General features: G+C 33.8%; 23 protein-coding genes. 11 read left to right on the top strand and 12 right to left on the bottom strand.

Annotation, left to right across the window (positions count from 1 at the left end):
* Positions 1-196 precede the first annotated feature (196 nt).
* Entirely contained in the window at positions 197-1,006 is an 810-nt protein-coding gene (locus tag ASG22_RS04905) for a T9SS type A sorting domain-containing protein (RefSeq protein WP_055981442.1), read from the top strand.
* 255 nt (positions 1,007-1,261) lie between these two features.
* On the opposite strand, the gene ASG22_RS04900 is transcribed toward ASG22_RS04905, so the two are convergent.
* From ASG22_RS04900 to ASG22_RS04875, 6 genes are all read right to left on the bottom strand, one after another.
* Positions 1,262-1,552: a putative quinol monooxygenase gene (locus ASG22_RS04900; protein WP_055981439.1), complete on the bottom strand. Its 291-nt coding sequence runs from the start codon at positions 1,550-1,552 to the stop codon at positions 1,262-1,264.
* A 91-nt stretch (positions 1,553-1,643) separates the two neighbouring features.
* A complete protein-coding gene (locus ASG22_RS04895) occupies positions 1,644-2,528 on the bottom strand; it encodes a sulfite exporter TauE/SafE family protein (protein ID WP_055981436.1) in 885 nt (294 codons plus the stop codon).
* A 1-nt stretch (position 2,529) separates the two neighbouring features.
* Positions 2,530-3,771, bottom strand: coding sequence for a sulfate adenylyltransferase subunit 1 (locus tag ASG22_RS04890; protein ID WP_055981434.1), 1,242 nt, complete (start codon positions 3,769-3,771; stop codon positions 2,530-2,532).
* Positions 3,772-3,908: 137 nt separating this feature from the next.
* The gene (cysD, locus tag ASG22_RS04885) at positions 3,909-4,817 is read right to left on the bottom strand and encodes a sulfate adenylyltransferase subunit CysD (protein WP_055981431.1); all 909 of its coding nucleotides are present in this window, start codon (positions 4,815-4,817) and stop codon (positions 3,909-3,911) included.
* A 19-nt stretch (positions 4,818-4,836) separates the two neighbouring features.
* Positions 4,837-5,529 carry a phosphoadenylyl-sulfate reductase gene (locus tag ASG22_RS04880; protein WP_409991361.1) on the bottom strand — a complete coding sequence of 231 codons (693 nt, stop codon included), beginning with the start codon at positions 5,527-5,529 and terminating at the stop codon, positions 4,837-4,839.
* Between the two features lie 87 nt (positions 5,530-5,616).
* Positions 5,617-6,024: an RrF2 family transcriptional regulator gene (locus tag ASG22_RS04875; RefSeq protein ID WP_047398206.1), complete on the bottom strand. Its 408-nt coding sequence runs from the start codon at positions 6,022-6,024 to the stop codon at positions 5,617-5,619.
* Positions 6,025-6,157: 133 nt separating this feature from the next.
* On the opposite strand from ASG22_RS04875, the gene ASG22_RS04870 reads away from it, so the two are divergent.
* The 10 genes from ASG22_RS04870 (at position 6,158) to ASG22_RS04830 (ending at position 12,892) form a co-directional block, all read left to right on the top strand.
* On the top strand, positions 6,158-6,586 hold the full coding sequence (locus ASG22_RS04870) for a DUF4268 domain-containing protein (protein ID WP_055981426.1): 429 nt from the start codon (positions 6,158-6,160) through the stop codon (positions 6,584-6,586).
* A gap of 2 nt (positions 6,587-6,588) precedes the next feature.
* Complete coding sequence (locus ASG22_RS04865; protein ID WP_055981423.1) at positions 6,589-7,002, top strand: hypothetical protein; 414 nt, start codon at positions 6,589-6,591, stop codon at positions 7,000-7,002.
* A 142-nt stretch (positions 7,003-7,144) separates the two neighbouring features.
* A complete protein-coding gene (locus tag ASG22_RS04860) occupies positions 7,145-7,963 on the top strand; it encodes a DUF2314 domain-containing protein (RefSeq protein ID WP_055981421.1) in 819 nt (272 codons plus the stop codon).
* A 97-nt stretch (positions 7,964-8,060) separates the two neighbouring features.
* Positions 8,061-8,630, top strand: a complete 570-nt coding sequence (locus ASG22_RS04855; RefSeq protein ID WP_055981418.1) for a Crp/Fnr family transcriptional regulator — start codon at positions 8,061-8,063, stop codon at positions 8,628-8,630.
* A gap of 116 nt (positions 8,631-8,746) precedes the next feature.
* Positions 8,747-9,484, top strand: coding sequence for an SDR family oxidoreductase (locus ASG22_RS04850; protein ID WP_055981414.1), 738 nt, complete (start codon positions 8,747-8,749; stop codon positions 9,482-9,484).
* Positions 9,485-9,614: 130 nt separating this feature from the next.
* Entirely contained in the window at positions 9,615-9,737 is a 123-nt protein-coding gene (locus ASG22_RS21450; protein ID WP_262483942.1) for a hypothetical protein, read from the top strand.
* A 125-nt stretch (positions 9,738-9,862) separates the two neighbouring features.
* Positions 9,863-10,702: an SDR family NAD(P)-dependent oxidoreductase gene (locus tag ASG22_RS04845; protein WP_055981411.1), complete on the top strand. Its 840-nt coding sequence runs from the start codon at positions 9,863-9,865 to the stop codon at positions 10,700-10,702.
* A gap of 141 nt (positions 10,703-10,843) precedes the next feature.
* Positions 10,844-11,758, top strand: a complete 915-nt coding sequence (locus ASG22_RS04840) for a helix-turn-helix domain-containing protein (protein WP_055981407.1) — start codon at positions 10,844-10,846, stop codon at positions 11,756-11,758.
* A gap of 413 nt (positions 11,759-12,171) precedes the next feature.
* Positions 12,172-12,363, top strand: coding sequence for a bacteriocin-like protein (locus tag ASG22_RS04835; protein ID WP_055981404.1), 192 nt, complete (start codon positions 12,172-12,174; stop codon positions 12,361-12,363).
* Between the two features lie 85 nt (positions 12,364-12,448).
* On the top strand, positions 12,449-12,892 hold the full coding sequence (locus ASG22_RS04830; RefSeq protein WP_055981401.1) for a hypothetical protein: 444 nt from the start codon (positions 12,449-12,451) through the stop codon (positions 12,890-12,892).
* A 62-nt stretch (positions 12,893-12,954) separates the two neighbouring features.
* Here the strand turns inward: ASG22_RS04830 and gldG are convergent, their stop codons facing one another.
* The 6 genes from gldG to ASG22_RS04800 form a co-directional block, all read right to left on the bottom strand.
* Positions 12,955-14,619: a gliding motility-associated ABC transporter substrate-binding protein GldG gene (gene gldG, locus ASG22_RS04825; RefSeq protein ID WP_055981398.1), complete on the bottom strand. Its 1,665-nt coding sequence runs from the start codon at positions 14,617-14,619 to the stop codon at positions 12,955-12,957.
* A gap of 4 nt (positions 14,620-14,623) precedes the next feature.
* Entirely contained in the window at positions 14,624-15,352 is a 729-nt protein-coding gene (locus ASG22_RS04820) for an ABC transporter permease (RefSeq protein ID WP_055981396.1), read from the bottom strand.
* A gap of 78 nt (positions 15,353-15,430) precedes the next feature.
* On the bottom strand, positions 15,431-15,982 hold the full coding sequence (locus tag ASG22_RS04815) for a CopD family protein (protein WP_055981393.1): 552 nt from the start codon (positions 15,980-15,982) through the stop codon (positions 15,431-15,433).
* Positions 15,983-16,100: 118 nt separating this feature from the next.
* On the bottom strand, positions 16,101-16,538 hold the full coding sequence (locus ASG22_RS04810) for a hypothetical protein (RefSeq protein ID WP_055981537.1): 438 nt from the start codon (positions 16,536-16,538) through the stop codon (positions 16,101-16,103).
* 76 nt (positions 16,539-16,614) lie between these two features.
* On the bottom strand, positions 16,615-17,811 hold the full coding sequence (kbl, locus tag ASG22_RS04805; protein ID WP_055981390.1) for a glycine C-acetyltransferase: 1,197 nt from the start codon (positions 17,809-17,811) through the stop codon (positions 16,615-16,617).
* 195 nt (positions 17,812-18,006) lie between these two features.
* Entirely contained in the window at positions 18,007-18,909 is a 903-nt protein-coding gene (locus ASG22_RS04800) for a T9SS type A sorting domain-containing protein (protein ID WP_055981387.1), read from the bottom strand.
* Positions 18,910-19,075: the final 166 nt, after the last annotated feature.

Genomic DNA, 19,075 nt, shown 5'->3' with positions numbered 1-19,075 from the left:
GTAAGCTAAATAAATGATAGCGTTTGAACATATACATTTTTTATAATAAGCTAAATGAAGTTCAGTTTAATAATTAAAGAAGAATATCATATTAAATGATCTTAATATACAAACAAGATAAAAATCATATTTTTATTTAGAATGTTTAAAAATAATTAATTAGTTTTGTAGAATAATTCTAAATAAACATAACGTTATGAAATTAAGACTACTTATTGGGACTTTGATGCTTTCGGCTATTACTGCTAATGCGCAAGTAGCTACGTTTAATGAAAACTTTAACAATTTCACAAGTGGAAATGCGACTTTCCCTCAAAGCAACTGGTCATCTCTACTACCTACTGCTACAGGTAACCCTGGGCCTATGATGATTGTGTTTGATGATACAGTAACCACCGGAAATAAATATATCCAATCCTATTCAGGAGCAAACATGAATACTCCTCAATATTTAATTTCACCACAAATTGTTGCGCCGACAGGAAATAAGAGTGTTAGCTTTAAAGCTCGTAGAAACGCAGCTTCTGCTCCGGTAACTATTCAGGTTGGTCTGGCTTCAAGCCCAACTGATATGACTACATTTGTTGGTTTAGGAATTGCAACAATGCTTACATCTGATACATTTCAGACTATAACAGTATCAATTCCAAGTTCTTCGTCAAGCTATATTGTATTTAAAACTGTAAATGCTGTTCCTGCGCCACACACAGCTGTTGATATTGATGATGTTAGATATGATGTTACAGCAAATCTTGCAGTTACAGATGCTTCAAAATCTAAAGAAGAAGTTAAGTTTGCCGTAAATTCAGAAAATACAACATTACAGTTTGTTGCTAAAAAAGATCCGAAAAATATTGAAATTTATTCTGCGGGAGCACAAAAAGTTGCCGCAGGTAAATTATCAGGTAGATCATTTGATATCAGTGCTCTTCAAACAGGCGTTTATTACATCATTGTTGAAACGGCAGAAGGTTCAGTAGTGAAATCAAAATTTATTAAAAAGTAAGATTTATTAGACAATAACTTACATTGTAAAATACTGATTTATGACCATCATAGATCAGTATTTTTTTGAGAAATAAATATATTTTTATTTAGAATAATTAAAAATAATTATGTATTTTTGTCTTACAGATTAAATGAGATAAAATATATATTATCTCATTAATATCTAAATTTTAATACTTTCTATTTTTTCTAATAAAAGGCTGCCCACAATTGTGAACAGCCTTTTAGATTTTTAATTATACTATTTTAATGCTTATAAAGTCTTAAATCCTTTATATACCAATGTCGAGCTTTCCAACATTTTAGAAACATCTCTTCTGAAATCTAGTAAGTGATCCTGCCCATTATGACGATTCAGATGTTCTTCGCTTTCCCACAACTCTACCATGAAAAAAGTACCTTTATTATCTTTATCTTCAATAAGGTCATATTGCAGACAACCTTCTTCTTTTCTCGTTTCTCTTACCAAAATCTGAAAAAGTTCCACCGCTTCCATCAGGTAATTTTCATTAAACTTGAATAGCGCAATTACATTTATGTTCATTGTTATTTTTTAAAGGTGTAAATGTAAAATATTTTCAAAACTGATGAAATACTTCACCCTTTTATTTTTCAATATTTAACAGATTTTATCATTAAAAAACAGATTTATAAATCGTAATTGAGCTCATAACAATTACCAGAGTGCCGATTACAATAAACATACCTTTCACAGGAAGTTTAGCCGTCAGCATCGCAGAAAAAGGTGCTGTAAAAATTCCACCAATCAAAAGTCCGAGAATAATATTCCAATGCTGAATTCCCAATGTAAAAATGAAGGTAATAGCTGCCGTTAAGGTTAAAATAAATTTCGCCACCGTTGAACTTCCGACCGCAAATCTTGGTGTAAAAGAGTTCTTAATTAAAGTTCCCGTTACCAACGGTCCCCATCCTCCTCCGGCAAAGGAGTCGATGAATCCTCCAAATAATCCCAATCTCGTTAAATTGGTTGTCTTTTTTAATTTTTTATCCCGCTTTTCTTTAAAAGCATTCGATAAAATCTGAATTCCCAGGTACAATGTGTAAAAGGAAATAATAGTTTTCGTGATTTTAGAATAATATTCTCCAAGATAAGTCAGGGAAACAGCTCCAATAATCGCTCCGAAAATTGCGGGAATTGCCAATTTTTTAACTAAACTTTTACTTACATTCTTCAGTTTAATATGACTCACACTTCCGGCTGCTGTCGTAAAACTTTCCGCAGAATGTATACTTGCACTTACCGCATGTGGAGGAATTCCAAGAAATAAAAGCGTGGTGGTACAAATAACGCCGTAGCCCATCCCCATGGATCCTGCAACGATTTCAGCCAATACCCCAACCAATAACATCCAGTAAAAAATATAATTGTCTTTGGCTAAAATGGTAAAAAGTTCATCCAGATAACCCAATTCATACATCGAAAAAACTCCGATAAATAGTATGGCAATCGTTATAAAAAAAACATTGAGCCTGATCTGAATCTTTCTTGAAATTACCATCTTATAAAATCATTACAGCTCCAACAGTAGAATTACTCGTTTCGTCTATCAAAACAGCATTTCCCGTTGCATTACTTTCCTCGAAACTGTCAAAAACCAATGGCGAAGCAATTTTTAAACGAACTTTTACCACTTCATTTAATTTCACGCTTTCAGAAGTTGAAGTTTTTTCTAAAGTATTGACATCAATTTTATAATCAATTTCCTTAACAATTGCTTTTAAGACTTTGCTTTTATGCTGAATAAAATATTTATTCCCTTCATTTAATTCTTTCTTATCAAGCCAGCAGACAACGGCTTCAATTTCATTTTCAACCTTGGGCAAATTATCAGATTTAACCAGAAAATCACCTCGACTGATGTCAATATCATCTTCAACATGTAAAACCGCAGGTTGGTTGGCGAATACAAAATCTACTTCTTTTCCGCCTGTTTCAATTTTCGAAATTTTAGTCTGAATATTCTGAGGAAGAACAGTAATTTCATCGCCTTTTTTATAGATACCTGAGATTACTGCTCCGGCATATCCTCTGTAGTCATGCAATTCATCAGTTTGCGGACGAATCACATACTGCACCTGGAATCTCGGATTTTCAAAAGTTTCATCCGAATTAATTTCAACATTTTCTAAAAAATCCAACAAAGTAGAATCTTTATACCAAGGCATATTCTCAGAATTGTCAACAATATTGTCACCATGAAAGGCAGAAATAGGGAAATAATTCACATTTTCCAAACCTAGTTTCTTAGCAACCAATTCATATTGAGCTTTAATATCATTATAAATTCCTTCAGAATAATCCACCAAATCCATTTTATTTATCGTCACGACCACATTTTTCATTTTCAGCAAAGAAGCAATGATCGAATGCCTTCTGGTTTGTTCGATCACACCTTGTCTTGCATCAATCAGAATGACAATCAACTGGGAATTAGAAGCTCCCGTAATCATATTTCGGGTGTACTGAATATGTCCCGGCGCATCCGCAATAATAAATTTTCTTTTTGGTGTTGAAAAATATCTGTAAGCAACGTCAATTGTGATTCCCTGCTCTCTTTCAGCTCTTAAACCGTCTGTCAAAATCGCAAGATCAATCCCATTTTCATTTTTATTTTTTGATTGTCTTTCCAACGCTTCCAATTGGTCGATCAATATATTTTTGCTGTCATACAAAAGCCTTCCGATCAGGGTACTTTTCCCGTCGTCTACACTTCCCGCTGTTATAAATCTTAGTATGTCCACGTTTATTTTATTAATAATGAGTAATTGGTAGTGAGTAATTTTTTCAAACCGCTCATTTTTCTATAATTTAATTTTAAACAATGAATAAAATATGCAGTATATTTTGCATTACTGATTATTCATTGTTCATTACTTATTTAAAAGTATCCTCCTTTTTTTCGGTCCTCCATTGCCGCTTCCGTCACTTTATCATCAATTCGGGTTTCGCCACGTTCAGATATTTTTGATGCGATAATTTCATTTATCACCCCATCCAAAGTTTCTGCTGAACTTTCAACGGCTGCGGTACAAGTCATATCGCCAACGGTTCTGTAACGGACTCTTTTATTGACAATCGTATCATTTTCATCAATTTGAATGAAATCGGAAACCGCAATTAACTGTCCGTCATATTCAATTACATCACGATCATGAGCAAAATAAATCGGTGGCAACTGGATATTTTCCTTTTTAATATAATTCCAGACATCAAGCTCCGTCCAATTGGAAATCGGGAAAACTCTCACATTTTCACCTTTATTGATTCTTCCGTTGTAGATATTCCACAATTCTGGACGCTGTAATTTTGGATCCCATTGCCCAAACTCATCACGAACAGAGAAGAAACGTTCCTTGGCTCTGGCTTTTTCCTCATCTCTTCTCGCACCGCCAATACAGGCATCAAACTGAAACTCTTCAATCGTCTCCAATAACGTATGCGTCTGCAGCCAATTTCTCGAAGCAAATTTTCCTTTAGGTTCGGTTAAGTTTTTAGCTTTAATGGTATCTTCAACTTTTCTTACAATTAATTCTGCACCGATATTTTCTGCTAAATAATCTCTGAATTGCAACGCTTCCGGGAAATTGTGTCCCGTATCAATATGCACCAACGGAAACGGAATTTTCATCGGAGCAAAAGCTTTCTTTGCCAAATGAACCAACGTGATAGAATCTTTCCCACCACTGAAAAGCAACGCAGGTTTTTCAAACTGAGCCGCAATTTCTCTCATGATATAGATACTTTCGGCTTCCAGCTGTTCCAGATAGTCTAACTTATATGTACTCATTTTTAGTTTAAATTTTGAATTAATGGGTATGCAAACCGCATTCTTTTTGTGAACTTTCCCACGACCAGCGTCCGGCACGGGGATTTTCGCCTTCGACAATGGCTCTTGTACAAGGCTGGCAACCCACACTGATGAAACCTTTTTTATGCAAAGACAATTCCTGAACATTATGTTGTTCCAAATAATCTAAAACATCTTGGTAACTCCAGTGAATTAACGGATTGTATTTGTATAATCTTCGCTCTTCATCCCATTCGATAATCGGCATATTTTCACGATTTTCAGATTGTTCAGAACGTAAACCTGTAATCCAGACTTTGGCATTTTCTAAAGCTCTGTTTAAAGGTTTAACTTTTCGGATAAAACAACATTCTTTTCTGTTTTCAACTGAATGATAAAAAGCATTGATACCTTTTTCATTCACGTATTTTTCCACATCAGAATTTTCCGGAAAATAAACTTCCGTTTTGGTTTTATATCTTGCATTATTTTGTGAAAGTAATTCGTAATGTTCATAGAAAAGTCTTCCCGTATCCAACGTAAAAACTTTTATAGGCAACTGGTTTTTGAAAATAATATCCGTAATCACCTGATCCTCCTGACCAAGTGATGTGGAGAAAACAACTCCTTCCGAGAATTTTGTTGAGATCAATTTCAATCCCTCTTCCGCTGAAAGCTGCTTCAGTATATCTGCATCTTCTTTTGAAATCATAATTTTGTTCATTGAAGTACTGCAAATATCAGATAAAATAATTATCCTACCAAACGAGTAGACTAATTATTCAAAAAAAGGATCAGATCAGTCGATCAAATCCAGTAACGTTTTTTCTTCTAATATTTTAAGTGAAGCATCCCGAACTTCTATCAAAACGTCATGTAAACTGCAGTGATCTTCGTTGCAGTCGTCACATTTTTCGTAAAAATTTAAGCTTACACAAGGCAGAAGCGCAATCGGTCCGTTTACCAGGCGTATAATTTTAGCCAATTTCACATTTTCAGGATTTTCTTTGAAAAAATATCCTCCTCCTTTTCCCTTTTTACTATCAAGAATGTCCGCTTTTTTAAGTTCAAGCAGGATATTTTCCAGAAATTTCAGCGGAATCTTCTTCCGTTCCGCAATTTCAGAAATAAGAATAGGACCATCATTCCTTCTTTCTACAAGGTATGACAGTGCCTTAAAAGCATATTGAGATTTTTTTGACAGCATTACAACAAAAATAAGAAAATTTTAATTGTGGGAAAATCGCAAAATCGAAGAGCCATTAACCCTAAAAACGTAACTGAAAGTTTTATGATTCTTCATCTTTGCAGTTTTACCTATTAATCATTAAGTTTGTTCTATGTTCAATAAACAGGAAGCACAGCAATTAAAAAAAGAATTTTGGACGGCTTTTGGAAAGTCTTTCCCAAGAAAATGGATTTTGTATGATACAAAAGTGAAGGATTTTTCGTTTAAATTCTATGCAGACAACAAGAAAGCAGAAGTTTCTTTGGATATCGAAATGAAAGATGACGTTTTCAGAGATGCTTATTATAACAAAATCTGGTCACTCGAAGATATTCTAAAAGATTATATCGGAGATTTTCATAAAGAAGAATTTTACACGTTGGAAAACGGAAAAATAATCAGCAGAATTTGGGTTGAGAAAGACGGAATTTCGGTTTTCAATAAAAATACATGGCAGGAAATTTTTGAATTTTTTGTTGAGAAGATGGATGGTTTTGAGAGATTTTATTATGAATATGAAGATTTTATAAAAGATGTTTAATTATGAAATTAATAGATTTCAATATCTTAAGTAATAAAATCAGCTTTAATAATCCATATTATGCTAATTTAGAAAATTTGCTTAACAGTAATTTTAATAAGCCAACAACTCTTCATTCGTATTTAAAAGAAATTTTAATTGTAGTTGAAAATTGGGGAAATGACACATTAGATTTTCACCTCAAAAATTTATTTGGTGGTTATTGGGATGAAGAAGGTTTGAAGGCATATAATGTAGAAGGAAAATGGTTTACCTTTTTTTGTTATGACGATCTTCATGGCTATATTCATCTGGAATCCAAAACTTTCTACCTCGAAAATAGCATATTAATCAATGAAGCAATTATTGAAATGCCTTTAGATGAATTTGTAGATGTTTTAAAACAATGGAAAACTATTATTGACATTGAAAAGTAAAATTTCACACAATATTCAAACTCCTTTTTAAATATTTCCGTATTTTAGTCAGACCAAAGTATCATTTTTTTGTTTATTCATCATGTTTTACACAATAAATTTGATATCTCTTTACAACTAAATCACAAAATATTTAAATACAATGGAAAACAGTCCCATATTTTTTGCAGATGGTGCAGATTCGAAAATGATTGAAGCGTACAAAAAAGCGCAGGAAACATTCAAATATTTCTGGAGAGAGCAATCCTGGGAATACAGAAGAATTATTCCAGCGTTGACGGTTTCTTGCGTTAAAGTCGCTTTTTCTCAGGAAAACCCATCTTCCGAAGACCCAATCGTAGAGCACATGTGGATCAATGAAATAGATTTTGACGGCGATAATGTAAAAGGTTATCTTATTAATGAACCCAATGAATTAACTAATATTCAGGTTGGAGATTATGTTGAAGTTCCTCTGAACGAGATCAGCGACTGGCTTTTTGCAACTCCTCAAAAAACAAAAAAATCAACAGGAATTTCAAAATTGTTTTCATCCTCTGCAGATCCTTTACCGAAAGCTTACGGTGGATTTACCATTCAGAAAATGAGATCAGATATGTCTAAACAAGAAAGGCAAGATCATGATGATGCATGGCAGATGGATTTTGGAGATTTTAATGATATTGAGGTAGTGTACGAACAAAAAGAACATCCGGAAAATATTGTAGAGCATCCAATGAGTAAAAATATGACGGAAGAATTTGTAAAATTTCTTAATGAATATCCTGGAGAATTGACCCATCAGGATGAGAAAGGACTTACGCTTCTTCATAAAGAAACCATTGCCGGAAATCTGAGTTCTGTTGAAATAATTCTTGAAGCCGGAGCCGATAAAAATATAAAGACAAACACAGGAAAAACAGCATTAGATTTCGCAAGACAGTTGAATTGGGAACATTTAATTCCTGTTTTTGAAAAATAAATTACTTCATTATAATAAAGAGAAACCGGAAAGTTTCTCTTTTTATTTTTTACCAAATGGCAAATGCCGGAAACATTACTTTCCCTAACTTGCGTTGATGAAAGAAGTATTTGATTTTATTTTAAGATTTGGGAACCTTAATCAGCAGCAAATAGATTTTATCGCAAGCAAAGCAATGGAGATCAACATTTCGAAAGATGAGTATTTTTCAGAAGCGGGAAAAATTGCAAAACAGGTTGGATTTATTCAGGAAGGAATTTTACGTGTCTGCTATTACAACAACAAAAGTGAGGAAATCACTAAATATTTCATCGAAGAAAACAACTTGGTCGTAGATCTGGAAAGCTTTGATAATCAAATTTGTTCAAGTGCTTACGTTCAGGCGGTAACAGATTGTAAAATGATTGTTTTCCAGAGAAAAGACTGGCTGGAGCTTTTACAGACCATCGTGGGTTTTGATGCTATTGTTCATAAAATCATTTCAAGGGCATTAATTCAAAAAGTGGAAAGGAGAAGTCCGCTTGTTGCTGAAGATGCAACGACCCGTTACCTGAAGTTTTTGGAGATATACCCTACTGCTGTCAACAGAATTCCATTGTCTTACATTGCCTCTTATTTGGGAGTTACCCAATCTTCTTTAAGCAGAATCAGAAAAAATATTAAATAGATGTAAAGATTTTAGAGCTATTAATCTTTATTTAAAATAAATTCTCTTTTTGCCAAATGACAAATGCCATCTTATTTAATTGACGGAATTTTACATCATCAATTTAAAACAAGAAAATGAAAACAGTATTAATAACAGGAGCCAACAGAAGTATTGGTCTTGAAACCGCAAAACAACTTTCAGAAAAAGGATTATTCGTTTATTTAGGAAGCCGTGATCTTTCAAAAGGTGAAGACATTGTAAAAGAATTAGCAGAAAAGGGATTCCAAAATATTAAAGCAATAGAAATTGACGTTACCAATCCCGAATCGATTTCTAAAGCAAAAAATATCGTTGAAAACGAACAGGGAAGACTGGATATTCTGATCAACAATGCAGGAATCTTGGGTGTACATCCTCAAACTGCGGCAGAAACATCTGTTAACAACATTAAAGAAGTTTTTGAAACTAATTTCTTCGGGGTAATCAATGTTACACAGGCTTTTTTAGATTTGCTTAAAAAATCAGAGAGCCCGAGAATCAGCAATATTACTTCCGGATTAGGTTCATTGGCTTTACATAGCGATCCAAACTGGCAATATTATCACGTAAAAAATGCAGCGTACGGACCGTCAAAATCAGCTTTAAATGCTTACACGATTGTTCTGGCTTACGAGCTGAGAGATTTACCTTTCAAAGTAAATGTGATTGATCCGGGTTACACTGCAACAGATTTCAACGCTCACAGCGGTCCAGGTTCTGTGGAAAGTGCAGCCAATTTCATCATTAAACATACGCTGACGGATGAAAATGCACCTACCGGACAATTTTACAGTAACGATATTGAGGATGAAAGCGGAATCAGTCCGTGGTAAAAAAATGATATTTAAAAATCAAAAAAGAGAGACTTTCGGGTTTCTCTTTTTTATTTAAATAATTACAGGAAAATCTTAACTACTTTTAATTCTACTAATTCCATTTCGGGAATATTCAAACTCATTTCAGTTGAGCTCGTCCCAAGTTGGGAAAGTTAAAACCAATTTTAGTTCTGTCCGTCCGGGATTGGGAAATGGCGAAACAGTTTCGGTTGAGATCATCCGAACGCTGAACGAATTAAATCAGTTTTAAAAAAAATAATTACTTTAAAAAGTTCATTCACGATTCGGTTACATCATTCGTTGATTGAGATACTTTTAAGCTCATGTTTCTTTGCAATTTTGTACCATCATTTAACAACAATAAATATTTAAAAAATGGAAACAAAAAAAGTATGGTTCGTGACAGGAGCTTCAAAAGGATTAGGCTTAGCCTTAGTTAAAAAATTATTACAACAAAACTATCGTGTCGTTGCCACAAGCAGAAATTCTCAATCTTTAATTACAGAAATCGGAGATGCTTCAGAGAATTTTTTACCGCTTGAAGTAAATTTAGCAGACGATAAAGATGTAAAATCAGCGATTGCAAAAAGTGTTGATTATTTCGGTCAAGTGGATGTAATTGTCAACAATGCAGGATACGGACAGATCGGAACGCTGGAAGAGCTTTCAGATAAAGAAGCAAGAGAAAATTTCGACATTAATGTTTTCGGAACCCTGAACGTCATCAGAAATGCAATGCCACACCTTCGTCAGCAAAGATCAGGACATATTTTTAATATTTCTTCGATTGGAGGGTATTCAGGAAACTTTCCGGGGTGGGGAATTTACTGTGCAACAAAATTTGCTGTGGCAGGCTTAACAGAATCTTTAGCAGAAGAAATTAAGGATTTCGGAGTGAAAGCAACTGTAGTTTATCCGGGATATTTCAGAACAGATTTCCTTAGCAAAGAGTCGGTAAGAACGCCGGAAAATGTAATTGAAGAATACGAAACGGCAAGAAATTCTGAGCAGGCTCACCTTGATGAAATTAATGGAAACCAACCCAACGATCCGGATAAAGGTGCTGAAGCCATCATTGCCATCAGTGAAGTGGAAAATCCGCCGGTGCATTTCTTATTAGGAAGCGGTACCGATGAATATCTGAATAATAAGATTAAACTGATTACAGATGATGCGGAGAAATGGAGCGAACTTACGTTTTCTACGGTGATTTAAGATGTAGATTTCATTGTAAAACACCATGCTTGTCATTCCATTGAAATCTAAGTTTCGTTTTAAATATTGCTTGGATTCTTACGGAATGACAAACTAAATTGATATTTTAATCATTCAAAATAATTAAATAACTTAGTCATTATGAAAAATATATTTCGCTTTAATACGCTTTCTGATTTTCATGCTTTCTGCAATCTTCCGAACCCTGAACATCCGTTGATCAGCCTGATAGATTACAGCAAGGTTCGCTATCCCGTGAATGATACAGAATTAAAGTGGATTCAGAATTATTACTCGATCGGTCTGAAACGGAATGTGAATGCCAAGTTTAATTATGGCCAGCAGGAATATGATTTTGATTCCGGAGTGTTGTGTTTTGTTTCTCCGCTACAGTTTTTAAGAATAGAAATGAAACCTGATGTTGAAGTAGAACCCACCGGATATTTACTGCTGATTCATCCCGATTTTCTTTGGGGAACTTCCCTGGCAAAGAAAATAAAGTCTTATGAATTTTTCAGTTACCAAATCAATGAAGCACTTTTCCTTTCGGATAAAGAAGAGAAAATTATTGTTGATTTGTTTAAAAATATTGAAAAAGAATATCAGACCAATATCGATAAATTCACGCAGGAATTGATTGTTGCTCAGCTTGAATTATTTATGATTTATGCCGAACGTTTTTATGAACGTCAGTTTTTCACGAGGAAAAAATCAAGTCACGAATTATTGGAACGATTTGAGGAAGTTCTTTCTCAATATTTTGAAAATGGAAACCTCATCGAACACGGCATTCCATCTGTAAAAACCATCGCTGAACAGATGAATATTTCACCCAATTATCTTGGAACTTTATTGAGAATTCACACTCAACAAAACACTCAACAACATATTCAGAATAAAATTATTGATACCGCAAAAGAACGCCTAAGCACAACGAATTTTTCTGTAAGTGAGATTGCTTATGAACTGGGATTTGAGCATCCGCAGTCTTTTAGTAAGTTATTTAAGCAGAAGGTGAATCAGTCGCCGGGTGAGTTTAGGAGGTTGTTTAATTAAGATTTTACCTTTAACAATTAATGATATTTTTAATGTGAGGCAGAATCCTATTAAAATGATGGGATCAAACCGATATAAAAAATAGATCATTCAGCTTGTTTAAAATATAAAAAAGAGAAACTTCGGTTTCTCTTTTTCAGTTTATGCTATCCAAACTTGTTCTTTAACCAAAAAAACAAACTCTTCAAAGTACCGAAAATTACTAATGACAGAAGCAATTTGATTATTTCAACACTGTTTTTCTTTTATAAATTTATGATCTATTAAACTCCATAACAAGGTCTTATGAAAATTTTATTTGAAAAATATTTCAAATAAAATAAAAGTAATTAATAAAATCACTACCTTAGGAATTATATAAGCGGAATCCGAAAAGCTTAAAGAGAGTAGGAAAACTAAAAACAATTATTACCATGAAAAATTTAAAAAAACTTTCAAGAAATCAAATGAAATCAGTATCTGGAGCCGTAGCTGCCGCTCCTTGTGATGGATGGAAATTATGCCATGCAAATGACGACGGAAGCTATGGCTGGGGAATGTGTTCACCTTCAACAGGAGGTACAAGCTGTCATAATTATGCCTGCGGAGGTGGATTTTGGTGCTAATTAATCATGAGAATGAATAGTTTTAAAACTATTCATTCTTATTATGTCTTTTATAATAATATTTCTTACTCATCATTCAAAAAATATGAAAAAAACAGTCTTACTCTTCATGATGCTACTCTTTGGATTCGGATTTGCCCAAAAAGTAAAGAAAGAAGAAAAAGTGAAAGATAAATTTGAATCGAAGCAGCCTCAGGACATGTCTGTTCCACCTCCTCCAATGACTGCATTTCCTGCCCAATATCCTAATGGGAATAAAGCATTTATTAATAATGTTAGTAAAAACATGAATAAAGCAACTCTTAAAGATCTGGGTAAAAAACTAACAACAAAAATTATTCTTAAAATAGATACAGACGGAAATATTCTGAACATTTCTACTTATGGAGCCAATCAGATTTTCAACAGTGAGGTAAAGAAAGCCGTCGAAAAAGCAACTAACAATATAAAATGGGAACCCGGAAAAAACAATAAAGGTGAAAAGGTAATTGATATTGTTAATCTTCCTTTTCAATATTCAAATTCTTAAGCAATTGTCACTTTATATAAAAAACAAAAAGAGAAACTCACGTTTCTCTTTTTCTATACCATTTATCCAAACTTCTTTTTCCTCAACCAGAAGAACAACCCTCCTAAAAGACCGATAATGGCTAAAGGAAGCAGCAAATTAAACCATTGCCAGTAGTTCCTTTCTTCGTTGATTAAATATCGATCAAGAAGCCTTTCTTCGATGTTACGGTTTCTCAATTCCATTAAATTACTGTCGTCTAACAGATAATCTAGGGCATTTTTTAGGAACTGCTCATTTCCGAAACGTTCCTGTGTAAGAACATCCATCCCAAGAGGCAGCGGTTTTCCTTTTACCACTTTGTTTCTTGCGATGTCTCCGTCTGCGATGACGATCATTTTGTTTTCAGGACTTGAAGCTTTGAAATTAGGATAGCCTTTTCTTTCAATTCTTGAAGCATACGCTGAAGTAAATTTCCCCTGCAGGGCAACGGCAAAAATCCTTGGTGTACTTGGCTTTTCCATTTGTCCTAGACTGTCAACACTATTGATTTCCTCTAGGCTTACGTAGTTCGGAACCTGTTTCAGTGAAGTTCTTTCGCTGGACTCAAAAAGTACTGAAGTTTTAATATTTTTTCTTCCCAACGTATCAATAGAAGTCGGAAATTCAAATTTAACAGGATTGATATTTTTGGTAATCGGATGATCATTTTCAGCAATTCCCAACGGAAAATAAGGCCACGGCTGCGTAGAATACTGTGCATTTCCGGAAACTTCACCCGCCACGAATTTTAATTTGGCAAATTTCTTTACATCCTTCACCAAAGCCGGATTAATTCTCAATCCATAATTGAAAAAGAAATCGGTCATATTAAGGTCAACTGGAAATGGCATCAGTTTCTCAGACCTCATCAAAGTATCCATTTCGGCATTTACTGCATCAATCATCCACAACGTTTTTCCGCCGTTCATGATGTATTGATCCAATATTACTTTTTCCTGATCTGTAAATGCTTTCCTCGGTTTTGCAATTACTAAAGCACTCATCTGTTTCAGTAACGGAACATCGGCTAAACTTAATTCCTTTTGATTTTTCGGAATAATGGGTCCAGCATCATAATTTTCCAGCGCAAGATTCATAAATTCCTGAAATTCCCCCGGACTTAATTCATCTTGGTTCACCAGAACTCCTACTTTTTTGAAAACTTCACTGTTCGCTATTTTAAGTTTAGAAACTAAATTATATTCTAAATTTTCAACAGATTTATTAATCAGTTCGTCGTTATCAACATAATTTTGTTCTGTGATAAGAGGAATTGTAACTTTATTTCTTACGTTTTTAATAAGAGCATACGGGTAAATTTCAATCTGCGACGTTTTACCATCTTTTCTGTCATCCAATACCGACGGAAACATACCTTTTGACTTTAAAGTATCAGTCAGCCTGGATTTAATAGGATCAACAAACTTAAAATCAACATTTGAATTTACCTTTCTGAAATTCTCCAGCATAAATTTCGTTTCGCTCTGAAGCTGTTTAAAATTTGCAGGAAAATCTCCTTCAAGATACACTTCAATATAAATAGGCTTTTTAACCGATTCCAATACCTTGATTGTACTTTCGGAAAGTGTATATCTTTTTTCTTTGGTTAAATCTAATCTGATGCCTGAGATGGCTAAAATAATGACCAACGGCAAAATGACAAACAGTAAAATTCCGAATGGCGATTTGAATTCTATCTTCTTCATAATTCTACTTCTTTTTAGTGATAAAATGGTTGGATAAAGCTAGTGTAACACCGATAATCAAAACAAAATATGCAACGTCTTTAAAATCAATCAAACCTCTGGTAAAGCCTAAGAAATGTTGATAAAAACCGATATTCTGCAAAATAAAATCTGCTCCGCCTAACAATTTATAACTTGCCAACTGCTCGATTCCGAAATACATGATGAAGCACATGAAAACGCCCAGCAAATAAGCCATAATCTGATTCTGAGAAAGCGAAGAAGCTAAAATTCCGACTCCTGAAAATGCAGCAATCAGAAAAATTAGTCCAAAATAACTTCCAAACGTCATTCCCATATCAATATTTCCGGCAGGAACGCCCAAAACGTAAACCGTGTAAAGATAAATCAATGAAGGAATTAAACATAAAATCCCGACAACCCAAACTGATAAGAATTTCCCAAGAACCAAATCAGAAATTTTCAAAGGTTGTGAAAACAGCCAGTTTAATGTCCCGGTTTGCTGTTCTTCTGCAAAAGTTTTCATAGACAATGCCGGAATTATAAACATCAGCAACCACGGAACCAAAACAAAATAACTCTGTAAAGAAGTGATTCCGATGTCGAAAATATTAGAATCATTCTCGAAAAAAAACAAAAACAATGTCGCTATCAAACTGAAAGCCGCAATGATGATCCATGCGCTCCAATTCCCAAAATAGCTCCAAAGTTCCTTTTTAAAAATTGCAATCATAGTTTTTTAATTTGCAGTAAGCAATATGCCATAAGCGGCAGGCAAAAGCTTCCCGCTTACTGCCTTAGCCTAAAGCCTTTAATTATTTTTCTTTCTTTTATTAACTAATTTCACGGTCATCATGATTAAAAACACCAAAACGAAAAATCCTGTGATTAATTGCCACCAATATTCAATGACCTGAGATTTTAAAATGACGGTAAAAACGACCAAAAATAAAATAAATGTGGCAATTTCGTTGAACTGTCTTAATTTTATATTAGGTGTTTCTAAGGTATTTCCGTTGAGTTGTGCCAAATGTTTCACTTTTTTCCAGCACCAATAATGATAGATTGCCAAACCGACCAAAAATGTCAGTTTTAAATGAAACCAAGGCGTTTTCATGAGATTTAAATTCAGAAAAATCATTGTCAGCCCGCATAATGTCATAATAACACCTGCCGGGACGGTAATGATATTCCATAATCTTCTCGCCATAAAAGTATATTGTTCTCTCAGAATTTTCTTTTTTTCATCGGAAAATTCGTCGGTATCTTTATAGTATACAAAAATTCTTACGAGATAAAAAATTCCCGCAAAATAACTGACCATGAAGATAATATGAAGCGCTTTTATTATGGTGTAAAGCATCGTAAAAATTTGTGAGCAAATATAATGATTTTGTTATTCAAGTGAAGGTAAAATGCTTTATCAATATCATATCTGGAAACAATATTCCGATTTTATAAAGCCCGAATAACATAATAGATTATTTGTTGAATGAAATACTGTCGATTTTTTTACCGTCTGCATATTTTTTAATGTAACGAAGTTTCCCGTTTTCACCATAATATTTCCAGTCACCAAAGTAGTACCAGTGGCGTTGGTTTTCATTAATGTCTAATCGGGATTTCCCTACTTCCATCAAATTTCCGTTCTGATAAAAAACTTTGGTTCTGGTCATTTTTTTACCTATTCTATCTTTTTGATAAAGTTGATTGTTTAAGGACATTTTCCATGTTCCGACCTTTTCGCCATTCTTATATCTTCCGATGGCAACCAAGATTCCATTATCCGAAGAATATTCTTCTTTCCATTTGCCGTGTCTTTTATTTACCTTATTTTCATTTTTTACGTACTGATTCATTTTCGTCTTACATGAAACAATCGTTAAAAGCACCAATAGAAACACATATATTTTACTCATAAAAAAAACAGAATTTCTGTAAATATAGAAATTCTGTTTCACCTCTACAAATGTAGAGCTTATTTATTTTCTAATGTTAAGAAATAATATTCAATTCTTTTCCTACTTTTTCAAAAGCAGCAATTGCTTTATCCAAATGTGCTCTTGTATGCGCTGCAGAAAGCTGAACTCTAATTCTTGCTTTCCCTTTTGGTACAACCGGATAGAAGAATCCGATCACATAAATTCCTTCATCCATTAATTTTTCCGCCATTTTCTGAGCCAAAGGTGCATCGTACAACATTACCGGAACAATAGCAGCATCTCCATCAGGAATATCAAAACCTTTGGCTTTCATTTCCGCTCTGAAATATTCTGCATTTTCCATCACCTGATCACGAAGAGAAGTATCGTCTGAGATCATATCCAATACTTTCAAAGCTGCACCCACGATTCCCGGAGCCAATGAGTTTGAAAATAAATAGGGTCTTGAACGCTGTCTCAACATATCGATGATTTCTTTTTTACCGGATGTAAATCCGCCCAAAGCACCGCCCAAAGCTTTTCCTAAAGTAGAAGTAATGATATCTACTCTACCCATCACTTCGTTTGCCTCGTGAGTTCCACGACCCGTTTTTCCGATAAAACCTGTGGCGTGAGAATCATCAACCATTACCAAAGCATCATATTTATCGGCTAAATCACAAACACCTTTTAAATCCGCAACGATTCCGTCCATGGAGAAAACCCCGTCAGTGACAATAATTTTGAAACGGTGATTTTTTTCAGAAGCCGCAATTAACTGAGCCTCCAAATCTTCCATATTATTATTTTTGTAACGATATCTTGCCGCTTTACAAAGACGAACACCATCGATAATGGATGCGTGGTTCAATTCATCTGAAATAATAGCATCTTCTTCTGTGAATAACGGTTCAAAAACTCCACCATTGGCATCAAAACAAGCGGCATACAGAATTGTATCTTCAAGACCTAAAAAGTCAGCGATTTTCTGTTCCAATTCTTTATGAATATCCTGAGTTCCGCAGATAAAACGAACCGATGACATTCCGTAACCGTGAGATTCAATCATATCCTGAGAAGCTTTCATCACTTCCGGATTGTTTGATAATCCCAGATAATTGTTAGCACAGAAATTCAAAAGTTTCTTTCCGTTGGCTTCTATTTCTGCACTTTGTTGCGAAGTAATGATTCTTTCTCTTTTGTAAAGACCATCATTATCAATATTTTGTAGTTCGTTCTGTAAATTTTCAAGATACTTTTTAGAGATCATTTCTAATAATTTTTTAGATGTGCTAATTTAATAAAATCGCTGTAAACTCACAGCTTTTGTGATTTTTATTCTGATTGTTCAATTAAAATCTCAATATTTTATCTTTAATCACTTATTATCCAGCCACAACAATTACCTTTTATTAAACAAAAAATCCTTCAATTCTGAAGGATTTTAAATTTTAATTTAATACTATTATTTCTTGATAAATTTCTTTGTAAATTCAGATTTATCCGTTTTTATTTTTATAAGATAATTTCCGGTACTCAGATCAGAAACAGTAATTGTTTTATCAGGATTGGACAGAGTTTTTACCAAACTTCCTTTTGCATCAAAGATTAAAATCGTATTGATTTTTTCTTCTGTTTCAATATTTAAACGGTCAATTGCAGGATTTGGTGAAATGGTAACTGCTTCTTTTCTAGAAACTTCATTTGTTGCTAAATTAGCCAAATTAGTCACCCTAAGGTTATCAACTTTAAATCCGCTTCCAAAATCATCATACACAAAGTCGATGATCTGGGCATTTTTATAAGTTCCTAATGGTCCTGAATAAATAGAAACTCCATCAACTAAATATTGCAAAGTATTGTCAGATTTCTTAATGACAATTTTCAAATTATACCATTGATCTGGGGTTAAAATAGGGCCATTGGCAAATGTAGTTGCATTTCTATATTCCAATCTTCCCGTTTGATAATCAATTCTTAAAACTGCTGTATAGTAATAATTTGTACCGTCATTATATATCGCCATTTCATAATCTGATCCATCAATATCGTCAAATTTGTAATCGAAAGAAATTTCTACATCATCTCCTGTAACCAAGCTGGAGATATTTTTCTCAACTCCGCAAAAATCAAGAACATCTCCTTCACTTGCCATCGTAAATGAATTTACTCCATCTGTAGCATTGGAATTGGCAACTCTGGGATTGGTAGCAGGAACTCCTCCCCAAGCTGTCCAGCCCTGTTGCCCTCCTAAATTTCCAACGGAATATCCCTCAGAAGCTTCAAAAGAAATTTTACTGGTTTGTGCATGTATCGAAAAAGTGCTAAATGATAATAATGCCATTAAAGGAAATAAAACTTTTCTCATAATAAAATATTTTTAATTAATATTGAATCAACAAGTTATAAAAAATGAATTAAAAAACCAACCTACAAACGTTAAAATTCATTGTATGTAGAATTATTTCTAATAATTTTTAGCATGAGAAATAAATTCCAGCCCTTTAAAACAAAAGCCTCCAAATTTGGAGGCT

It is taken from the genome of Chryseobacterium sp. Leaf405 (assembly GCF_001425355.1).
Taxonomy (GTDB): Bacteria; Bacteroidota; Bacteroidia; order Flavobacteriales; family Weeksellaceae; genus Chryseobacterium.
The sequence above is the reverse complement of the archived record's forward strand: the minus strand, read 5'-3'. Positions and strand labels throughout refer to the sequence as shown.